The 9,850-nt window shown below is 69.7% G+C and carries 9 protein-coding genes; 4 read left to right on the top strand and 5 right to left on the bottom strand.

Features of this window, described 5'->3' with window-relative positions; all coding sequences use genetic code 11:
* Positions 1–57: 57 nt before the first annotated feature.
* The 5 genes from CCR97_RS07545 to CCR97_RS07525 all read right to left on the bottom strand — a co-directional run bounded on the left by CCR97_RS07545 (position 58) and on the right by CCR97_RS07525 (position 4,868).
* Positions 58–570, bottom strand: a complete 513-nt coding sequence (locus CCR97_RS07545) for a gluconokinase (protein ID WP_111358815.1) — start codon at positions 568–570, stop codon at positions 58–60.
* 12 nt (positions 571–582) lie between these two features.
* Positions 583–1,944, bottom strand: coding sequence for a GntP family permease (locus tag CCR97_RS07540; RefSeq protein WP_111358816.1), 1,362 nt, complete (start codon positions 1,942–1,944; stop codon positions 583–585).
* A gap of 238 nt (positions 1,945–2,182) precedes the next feature.
* A complete protein-coding gene (locus tag CCR97_RS07535) occupies positions 2,183–3,196 on the bottom strand; it encodes a caspase family protein (protein ID WP_111358817.1) in 1,014 nt (337 codons plus the stop codon).
* A 339-nt stretch (positions 3,197–3,535) separates the two neighbouring features.
* Entirely contained in the window at positions 3,536–4,495 is a 960-nt protein-coding gene (locus tag CCR97_RS07530) for a D-2-hydroxyacid dehydrogenase family protein (RefSeq protein ID WP_201159419.1), read from the bottom strand.
* Between the two features lie 154 nt (positions 4,496–4,649).
* Positions 4,650–4,868, bottom strand: coding sequence for a hypothetical protein (locus CCR97_RS07525; protein ID WP_111358818.1), 219 nt, complete (start codon positions 4,866–4,868; stop codon positions 4,650–4,652).
* A gap of 456 nt (positions 4,869–5,324) precedes the next feature.
* On the opposite strand from CCR97_RS07525, the gene ettA reads away from it, so the two are divergent.
* The 4 genes from ettA to ccmI all read left to right on the top strand — a co-directional run.
* Positions 5,325–6,977, top strand: coding sequence for an energy-dependent translational throttle protein EttA (ettA, locus tag CCR97_RS07520; protein ID WP_111358819.1), 1,653 nt, complete (start codon positions 5,325–5,327; stop codon positions 6,975–6,977).
* A gap of 176 nt (positions 6,978–7,153) precedes the next feature.
* Positions 7,154–7,672 (top strand): RT0821/Lpp0805 family surface protein, encoded by a 519-nt coding sequence (locus tag CCR97_RS07515; RefSeq protein WP_244670325.1) that lies wholly within the window; start codon positions 7,154–7,156, stop codon positions 7,670–7,672.
* 164 nt (positions 7,673–7,836) lie between these two features.
* Complete coding sequence (locus tag CCR97_RS07510) at positions 7,837–9,240, top strand: hypothetical protein (RefSeq protein WP_201159418.1); 1,404 nt, start codon at positions 7,837–7,839, stop codon at positions 9,238–9,240.
* Positions 9,241–9,614: 374 nt separating this feature from the next.
* Positions 9,615–9,850, top strand: a 236-nt coding sequence (ccmI, locus tag CCR97_RS07505) for a c-type cytochrome biogenesis protein CcmI (protein ID WP_201159417.1), incomplete at its 3' end; no start/stop codon positions are given.

Genomic DNA, 9,850 nt, shown 5'->3' with positions numbered 1-9,850 from the left:
AGGGGAGCGGCGGTCATGCGAAACGGGGGCTGCGATCGGCGGGACGGCGAGGATGGATCAGCTCGCCGCGTGCGACAAGCCCTGCGGACTGCGGCCGAGCGCCGTGAGGATCGCCGCGACGATCTCGTCAGGCGTGTTCGCGATGTCGACCGTGACGGCGCCGGCCGGCTCCTCCAGCGTGGCGAACTGGCTATCGAGCAGGGCCGGGTTCATGTAGTGGCCGGTGCGGGCGGCGAGGCGCGGCGCGATCAGCTCGGCCGAGCCCTTCAGATACACGAAGGTGACGTCGCCCCACGGCGCGAGGATCTCGCGATAAGCCTGCTTCAGCGCCGAGCAGGCGAGCACGTGATCGAGCCCTCGTGCCTCCCAGTCCTCGATCGCCTTGCGCAGGGCCAGGAGCCACGGCCACCGGTCGTCGTCGTTCAGCGCGACGCCGGCCCGCATCTTCTCGACATTGGCGGGTGGGTGGAAGCTGTCGGCATCGGAGAAGCCGCAGCCGAGCTTTGCCGCGAGCAGCATCCCGATCGTGGTCTTGCCGGAGCCCGAGACGCCCATCAGCACGACGATCATGTCCGCCTCCGTTCAGACCGCGAGCGATAGCAGCAGCGTGAAGCCGAACGCCGAGACGGCCAGGATGGTCTCCAGCGCCGTCCAGGTCTTCAGCGTCTGCTCCACGGTCATGTTGAAGTACTCCTTGATCAGCCAGAAGCCCGAGTCGTTGACGTGCGACAGGATGATCGAGCCGGCCCCGGTCGCGAGCACCAGGAGCTCGGGCCGCACGACGCCGGGCGTCGCCGCGGCGATCGGCGCGACGATGCCGGCCGCGGTGGTGAGGGCCACGGTCGCCGAGCCGGTGGCGACGCGGATCACCGAGGCGACCACGAAGGCGAGCACCAGGAGCGGCACCTGGAGCTGCAGCGCGAGATCGGCGATCGCCTTGCCGACGCCACTGTCGATCAACACGCGGTTGAAGCCGCCGCCGGCGCCGATCACCAGGAGGATGGTGGCGGTGGGGGCGAGGCAGTCGGTGGTGAATTTGAGCAGCTGATTGCGGTCGAAGCCGCGCCGCACGCCGAAGGTCCAGAACGCGACGAGCAGCGCGACGAGGAGCGAGATCACCGGGTTGCCGATGAAGTTGAGCGTGTTGCGCAGCGGCGTGCCGGCCGCGAGCGTCAGATCGGCGAGGCTCGACCCCACCATCAGGAAGACGGGCAGCAGAATGGTGAACACCGAGACGCCGAAGCCCGGCAGATCGGCGCGCGGCTCGCCGACGAGCTGATCGGCGAGCGGGTTGTGCGGCGGCAGCACGATGCGCTTCGCGATCCACTGGCCGTAGATCGGCCCGGCGAGCGCCGCCGCCGGCAGGCCGACGATGATCGCGTAGACGATGGTGAGCCCGACATCGGCCTTGAAGGTGCCGACCGCCAGCATGGCGGCCGGATGCGGCGGCACGATGCCGTGCACGATCGAGAGGCCGGCGACGAGCGGCACGCCGACCAGGATCAGCGACGTGCCGGTCCGCTTGGCGATGGCGAAGACGAGCGGCACCAGCAGCACGAAGCCGACCTGGAAGAACACCGGCATGCCGACGATGAAGGCGACGACCATGATGGCCCAGTGCACCCGGCGCTCGCCGAACAGTCCGATCAGCGTGCCGGCGATGCGCTCGGCGCCGCCCGACTCGGCGAGCAGCTTGCCCAGCATGGTGCCGAGCGCCACCACCACGGCGATGAAGCCGAGCACGCCGCCGACGCCGTTCTGGAACGACGTCACGATGGTCGGCAGCGGCATCCCGGCCGCGACCCCCATGGCGAGCGAGACGACGATCAGGGCGATGAACGGGTTGAGCTTGTAGCGCGCGATCAGGACGATCAGCGCGACGATGGCGAGGAAGGCGTAGAGCAGCAGCAGCTCTCCGCTCGCCGTCCCGGGGGTGGGGGGCATGGGCATCTTCTCCGGACCGCGGCGCGGACTTTTGCGGCGCCGGCCGGAGGGGTTCCGGGGCGCCGGTCCGCGTTCTGCTGTCCGGCATGATGCGCCGACCGCGACCCGGTGCAAGCGCCGGCTGCCGCACGCGCCGCGACGACGGCCGGCGGCCCGCTGCTCGAACGAAAAACGGCGCGGCTTGGTGGCCGCGCCGTTCGATGTGTCGTCTTGCGCCGTTGCGGCGCGGTCGTGTCGGTCAGCGGGCGCTCTGGCGCACCGGAGCCTGATCGTCCGGCTTGCCAGCGGCCTTGCCGTCGGCGGGCTTCGTCTCCGACGCCGCGAACGAGAACGGCTCGGTGATGGCCGAGAACACGGCCGGCACCTGGGCGCCGCCGGTGGCGCGGGCGACCGTCAGGCGGGTGCGGTTGAACGCCTCCTCGACGGTCTGTCCGGTGTTGCGCATCTGGGCGATAAGCTCGCGGGCGAACACGCTCTGGCCGTCGCTCTCCTGGTCGGCGACCTTGCCGGGCGCCACCGCGTAGAGAACCAGCGTGCCCTCCGGCCCGGCGATCGGCGCGAGGCCGGACGAGAAGCCGCGCAGGCGGCGCTCGAAGGGATTCTTGCGGGCGGCATCGAGCACCACCAGCTTGCCGGCGGCCCCGCGCGCGTCCATGGCGGCGACCACCGGCTCGAGGCCGATACCGTCGCGGCGCACGTCCTCGGGACGCCAGATCTGGGCGCTGACCGGCACCAGGAAGCTCTCGCGACCGATCTGCAGGCCGTGTCCGCTGAAATAGAGAAGCGCCGTGGCGCCGGGCGTGATCTTGGCCGTGAAGCGCTCGACGGCGCGCTCCATCGCCTGCTTGCTCATGTTCTCGCCGAGCTCGACGTCGAAGCCTTTGCCGCGCAGCTCGTCGGCGACCGCCCGAGCGTCGGCGATCGGCGCCTTGAGCGGGGCCTCGCCGTCCGGATAGGCGCCGTTGCCGATCACCAGCGCCAGGCGCGGACCGGTGGCCGCGACCGGCGCCGGAACGTCGGTCGCCGCTGCGACATCGATCCGGGCGGGGGCCGGACGCGCATCGACGGTCGCGTCGCCGCGACTCGGCGCCAGGGCGACCCGGGTGGACTCGGTGCGCGACGAGTCCGCGCGAGAAGACTCGGCACGGTTGTCGAACTGCTGGCCGACCGCGGTCCGGATGACCTCCGCCGAGACCAGCGTCAGGCTCACGAAGGCGAGCGCTGCCGCCCCGGCGAATTTCACTGTCCGCATGATCCCTCCACGTTCCGTCGCAGCGCGGCATACAGACAAACCGAGCCCAAGGCAAGCTTTGATGAATTCTGGCTGGATTGGGGCGGCGGAAGCGGCGGGGGAAGTTGAAGCTTGGATCGTGTAGTCGGAAGTATAAATGTCTTCTTGCCGGTTAAATTACGCTGCTGGCGGGCGGCTCATCAGAATTGTGGCAGTGAAGCGCGCCTCGGTACAATCCCGTAATCCGTTCGACGAAGGCTGTTCACGATTTCGTCAGTGAAAACGATACCGCCGGCCCGAGCGGGGCGCGCGCCGGCGGTAGTATTGCGCTGCAGCAAAACGGTAAATGGGTCCGGCGGGTCAACCGCCGAGCACGCGCACCGGTGTGCCGTCCAGATACGCGCGGATGTCCTCGACCATGTCGCGGAAGTAGATGGCGTAGTTCTGCTTGGTCACGTAGCCGAGATGCGGCGTGGTGACGACCGTGTCGAGCCGGCGGAACGGGTGGTCCACGGGCAGCGGCTCGATGTCGTAGACGTCGAGCCCGGCGCCGCCGAGTTTGCCGGCGGTCAGCGCCGCGACAAGGGCCGCCTCGTCGACGATCGGGCCGCGCGACGTGTTGATCAGCAGCGCATCCGGCTTCATCAGGCCGAGCTCGTTCGCGCCGACCATCCCGCGCGAGCGGTCGGAGAGCTGCACGTGGATGGAGAGGATGTCGGAGCGGGCGAACAGCTCCTCCTTGCTCACCAGCGTGGCGCCGCCGGCCTGCGCCTTCTCCGCCGTCAGGTTGGGGCTCCAGGCGATCACCGGCATGCGGAACGCCTGGGCGATGCCGGCGACCCGGGTGCCGAGCTTGCCGAGCCCGAGGATGCCGAGCGTCTTGCCCTCGATGTCGTCGCCGATGGTCGACTGCAGGGGCGCGCCGGCCTTCATGCGGGCGTTCTCGAAGCCGATCCTCCGGGTCAGCTCCAGGATCAGGCCGAACACGATGCCGATGGTCGGATTGCCGTAGCTGCCGGTGCCGCACACCGTTACGCCGTGCTCGCGTGCCGCCGGCAGATCGATCGCGCGGTTGGCCGCGCCCGTGGTGATCAGGAGCTTCAGGTTCGGCAGCCCGGCGAACATGGCCCGCGGGAACGGGGTCCGCTCGCGCATGAGACAGACGATCTCGAAGGGCTGAAGCGCCGCCCGGGCGGCGTCGGGGGTGGGGAAGGGGGTATCGAAGACCGTAACGTCGACGTCACCCGTCACCGCCGACCAGTCGGCGGTGGAGAGGGCGACGTTCTGATAGTCGTCGAGGACGGCGCAGCGGACGGCCATGGGCCGGAACTCCCTTGTCGGTCGCGAGACACCGCGAGCTAGCCCGTGGCCGCGGAGAGAGACAAGGGATTTCGATGGAGCGCAGAGGGGGGCCGGACGAAAGCGGCGGTGCCGTGCAGCCGGCGCCGCCGCGCCAGTCGGTCGGGGAGGGTACTCAGACGCGAATGCGAATCCGGGCGGGGCGGCCACGCATGGTGCGGTCGGGCCGGATCACGATGTGGGTGATGGTGTTCTTCGCCCGCCATTTCGGCCCGGGGCCGCGCATGTAGTGGCGCTCCGGCCGATAGGTGGTGAAGAGATCGGTCAGGATCGAGCGGCAGGCGGCCAGCAGGGTCTTGCCGATGGGAGCACTCGGGGCACTGGAGGCGTTCATGACACGCTCCGTGGTTTGGCGATCCAGGTCCGGCGTTCTGCCGCGTACGGTGATCCTGAGGGTCGCTCTAAGGCCTTTTCTGGATCGAAATCGTTAAAATTCGGTTCATTTTCGGGTTCTGTCGCAACTTCGTCGCGCAGTGTTGCCGGTTCGTTACAGTCGTACGTTGCGGGCCGGCGACAGCCGGACGGAGATCCGACGGTGGCAGTCTCGATCCGGCTTGTGCGTGGTTCGGCGGGCACGGGCGACGCTCCATCGGCTCTCGTCGATGGGTCGCTCGCGGACGCCGAAGGGTTTGTGAGGCGGATCACGCAAAGCCGCGTGGGGTCGGGCGGGCGCGACGCGGGGAGGGGGCGGAGACGTCTTTCACGGCCGGGCGGCCAGCTTGCCCTCGGGCGCGGCGGTCGCTACATCAGCGCGCGAATCCCAACAACCGGACGAGGACGAGGCGCGGCAATGGCCCGGCAGTTCATCTACCACATGCAGGGTCTGTCCAAGACCTATCCGGGCAACCGCAAGGTGCTCGACAACATCCACCTCTCCTTCTACCCGGACGCCAAGATCGGCGTGCTCGGCGTCAACGGCGCCGGCAAGTCGACCCTGCTGCGCATCATGGCCGGCATCGACAAGGAGTACACGGGCGACGGCTGGGTGGCCGAGGGCGCCCGCGTCGGCTACCTGCCGCAGGAGCCGCAGCTCGAGCCGAGCCTCACGGTGCGCGAGAACGTCATGCTCGGCGTCGCCGCCAAGAAGGCGATCCTCGACCGCTACAACGAGCTGATGATGAACTACTCCGACGACACCGCGGAGGAGGCCGCGCAGCTCCAGGACAGGATCGATCACCAGAACCTGTGGGACCTCGACTCGCAGGTCGAGCAGGCCATGGACGCGCTCGGCTGCCCGCCCGACGACTGGGCGGTCGACAAGCTCTCGGGCGGCGAGCGCCGCCGCGTCGCGCTGTGCCGGCTGCTGCTCGAGCAGCCCGAGCTGCTGCTGCTCGACGAGCCGACCAACCATCTCGACGCCGAGACGGTGAACTGGCTGGAAGGGCACCTGCGCAACTATCAGGGTGCCATCCTGATCGTCACCCACGACCGCTACTTCCTCGACAACGTCACGGGCTGGATCCTCGAGCTCGATCGCGGCCGCGGCATCCCCTACGAGGGCAACTACTCGTCCTGGCTGAAGCAGAAGCAGAAGCGGCTCGAGCAGGAAGGCCGCGAGGAGGAGACGCGCCAGAAGACGCTGGCGCGCGAGCAGGAGTGGATCGCGTCCTCGCCGAAGGCCCGCCAAGCCAAGTCCAAGGCGCGCTACCAGCGCTACGAGGAGCTGCTGCAGAAGGCCAACGACAAGGCGCCGACCACGGCCCAGATCGTCATCCCGGTCGCCGAGCGGCTCGGCCAGAACGTCATCGACTTCGAGGGCCTGACCAAGGCGTTCGGCGACAAGCTGCTGATCGACGACCTCACCTTCAAGCTGCCGCCCGGCGGCATCGTCGGCGTGATCGGCCCGAACGGCGCCGGCAAGACGACGCTGTTCCGCATGATCACCGGCCAGGAGCAGCCCGACAAGGGCACGATCGTGATCGGCGACTCGGTCAAGCTCGGCTATGTCGACCAGTCGCGCGACAGCCTCGATCCGAAGAAGACCGTGTGGGAGGAGCTCTCCGACGGTCTCGACATCCTCATGCTCGGCAAGCGCGAGATCAACAGCCGCGCTTATTGCGGCGCCTTCAACTTCAAGGGCGCCGACCAGCAGAAGAAGGTCGGCAACCTGTCGGGCGGCGAGCGCAACCGCGTGCATCTCGCCAAGATGCTCAAGTCCGGCGCTAACGTGCTCCTGCTCGACGAGCCGACCAACGATCTCGACGTCGACACGCTGCGGGCGCTGGAAGAGGCGCTCGAGGACTTCGCCGGCTGCGCCGTGATCATCAGCCACGATCGCTGGTTCCTCGACCGCATCGCGACCCACATCCTCGCCTTCGAGGGGGACAGCCACGTCGAGTGGTTCGAGGGCAACTTCCAGGACTACGAGGCCGACAAGATGCGCCGGCTCGGCACCGACTCGATCCTGCCGCACCGCCTCAAGTACAAGAAGTTCTCGCGCTGACCGGCATCGTGTCCGGCCCCGCTTCGCGGTGGGGCCGGCGTGTCGCGAGTGGGATCGGTGCGGCGATTTCGGCCGCGCCGGCAAAGGTCACGTCCCTCGTTTCGCCCTATTCCTGCCCCCATACCGGGCATCGGGAAAAGTGTGTTCGGCCGTCCGGCCGTGCGTGGGGGATATCGATGAAGCGGTTCGGATCGGCGGCGCGCGCCGCCGTCGTGGCCTCGGGTCTCATGGCCTCGGGTCTGGCGCTGACGCTGGCCGGCTGCGCCGGCGATCCGGCCACCGGTGTCGGGGCGCGTGAGCAGACCGGCACGCTGGTCGGCGCGCTCGGCGGCGCGGCGCTCGGCGCCGCCGTGACGGGCGGCGGCACCGGCTCGAAGCTCGCCGGCGGCCTCGCCGGCGCGGCGATCGGCGGCCTGCTCGGCAACCGCATCGGTGCCGCCATGGACGACGAGGATCGCCGCCGCGCCTACGACGCCCAGATGGCGGCGCTGGAGACCGGCCGTTCGGGCGCGCCGGTGTCGTGGCGCAATCCGGATTCGGGCCGCTACGGCACCATCGTGCCGGGGCCGGCCTACGACCAGGGCGGCCAGAACTGCCGGCAATTCACCCACACGATCTACATCGACGGCACGCCGCAGACGGCGCGCGGCACGGCCTGCCGCAATCCCGACGGCTCGTGGACGCCGATCGGCTGAGGCCACGCCCCAGTCTGGTATCAAGTTACGGGATCTTTTGATGGATCGCGCCTCCTGGCGCGGTCCGCTTAACGCGTTCTTCAGACCGCGCTCCTATACCCGAGCCAGGATATTCCGCTCGGCAGGGTGTGTGGATGGCAGGCGAGGAGCAAGCCTCCGAGAAATTGCGCGCGTATCTGCGTCAGCTGTCGCCCGAGGCGCGGGCCATGCTGATGGCCGAGGTCGAGCGCGGCCTGCAGGCCGGCCACGACCATCTGCCGGCGCCCGACCTGCTGCTCGAGCATCTGCGCGAGGTGCTGCGCGAGAACGAGGACGATCCGGCGCCGGATCGCGCCGTCAATCCGTCGCGGCTGTTCTTCGTCCCGATCGAGCCGTTCCTGACCGACGACGAATCCGCCGCCGAGCCGGACGGCCGGGTGTCGCGGGCGAGCCTCGCCCCGCTGTGGGACTGGATCGTCACCGAGATCGCCCCGGCCGAGGCCAAGACCTTCGTCGCCGACGTCGGCCGGCATCTCGCCGCCAAGGACCAGGGCAAGGCCGATTTCGCCGCCCGCACGTTCCAGGATCTCGTGGTCCGCAAGCTCGGCGACATCCTCCAGGCCGCCGGCAAGGACGACAAGGCGCGGCGCCGCATCGCCTTCCGCATCGGCACGGCGCGGGCCCAGTCCGACGTCGTCGAGTTCTTCACCATCATGAAGAACCGCGACACGCTCTCGGCGATCGGCAGCCGTCTGCCGACCCGCATCCGCTCCGCCGCCGGCGACCAGCTCGACCAGATCGTCGCCGTGATCGACACCGCCGTCGCCCGCGACAAGGCGCTGATCCGCTACGGCCTGATCCTCGTCATGAACCGCATGCCGGCGACTTGGCATCTCGTCCGGGTGGCGGTGCGGGCGGCCCAGTCCGACAAGGCCGAGCGGATCGCCGAGAGCGCCTACGGCCTGGCGCTGAGCATGGTGCTGACCGAGACCGAGCGCACCGTGCGGGAGCTCGTCCACCATTTCCGCCGCGGCCAGATGGGTCGCGCGATCGAGAGCCTGAAGGACGTCCACGAGGCGGTGCGCGGCCTGCGCAGCGAGGTCAACATGTCCTCGGGCACCGGGCCGGCGCGCCAGCTCGCCGCCATCCGGGCCGGCGTCGCCGACGCGCTGAAGTCCGACCTCGACACCATCCCGGGGCGGGTCCGGCGCATCATCCGCATCGTCCCCGGCAAGCACCTGCCGGCCGGTGCCGCCATCGACCAGGGCGAGGTCGCCGAGATCGAGGCGCTGCTCGGCTTCCTGGCGGCGTGCAAGAACTACGCGAGCGAGCTCGCCCTCAACGAGATCACGCTGCGGGTGCTCTCCGACCTGCAGAGCCAGCTCGACAACGGGTCGCGCTCGATCATCGACGTGCTGCGCGCCTGCGAGCCGGGCGAGCTGCCCTACCGCAAGGCCCAGATGGAGGCGGCGATCCGCTTCTGCGCAAAAATCCTCGGCGACGAGTTCGCCACGGTGATCGCGCGCGCCGCCGAGGTCGCGGTGAGCAGCGAGCGCAAGGCCGCCGCCAAGGTCGCCGCCAAGGGGTGACGGGCAGCGCGCCGAGCGGGAGGACGCCACATCGGAGACGTGGTCGTTCCGGGAGTGCGGGTCCGTGCCCCGGACAAGACGCGTCAGGCCGCAGGCCTGATGCGTCGCAGAGCCGGGGCCCAGGGGCGGCGCGGACGGCGCCGCTGTGAGCGCCTCGTCCGATCGCCCTGGGTCCCGGGTCACGGCGCGTCGCGCCGCGCCCGGGACACGAGGTCGGTGGCGCTGCTTCGGACGCGCGTCGCCCGCCCGGCCATAATTTTCGCGAACCGGTTCCCTATCCGGCTGCCGCCTGTGTCACGGGCCTTTGACATTTCCCAAGGTTGCGACCGGGGGCGTCATGGTCAATGACGGGGCCACCGGTTAGGGTCTCGCCCATGACGCTCTCCTTATTGCTCGCGCTGATGACGGCCGTGGCGCTCGGCGCCGCGCTGTGGCCGCTGCTCCGCCGCACCGGTCCCGGGCGCGGCGGCGACGATGCCGCCGTCTACCGCGACCAGCTCGACGAGATCGAGCGCGACCTGTCGCTCGGCGCCATCGGCGCGGCCGAGGCCGAGGCCGCTCGGGTCGAGGTGTCGCGCCGGCTGATCGCCGCCGCCGAGGCGGCCGCGGC

This window comes from Rhodoplanes elegans (genome assembly GCF_016653355.1).
Lineage (GTDB): Bacteria > Pseudomonadota > Alphaproteobacteria > Rhizobiales > Xanthobacteraceae > Rhodoplanes > Rhodoplanes elegans.
Note: the sequence above shows the minus strand (reverse complement) of the source record. Positions and strands in the feature narration are given on the sequence as shown.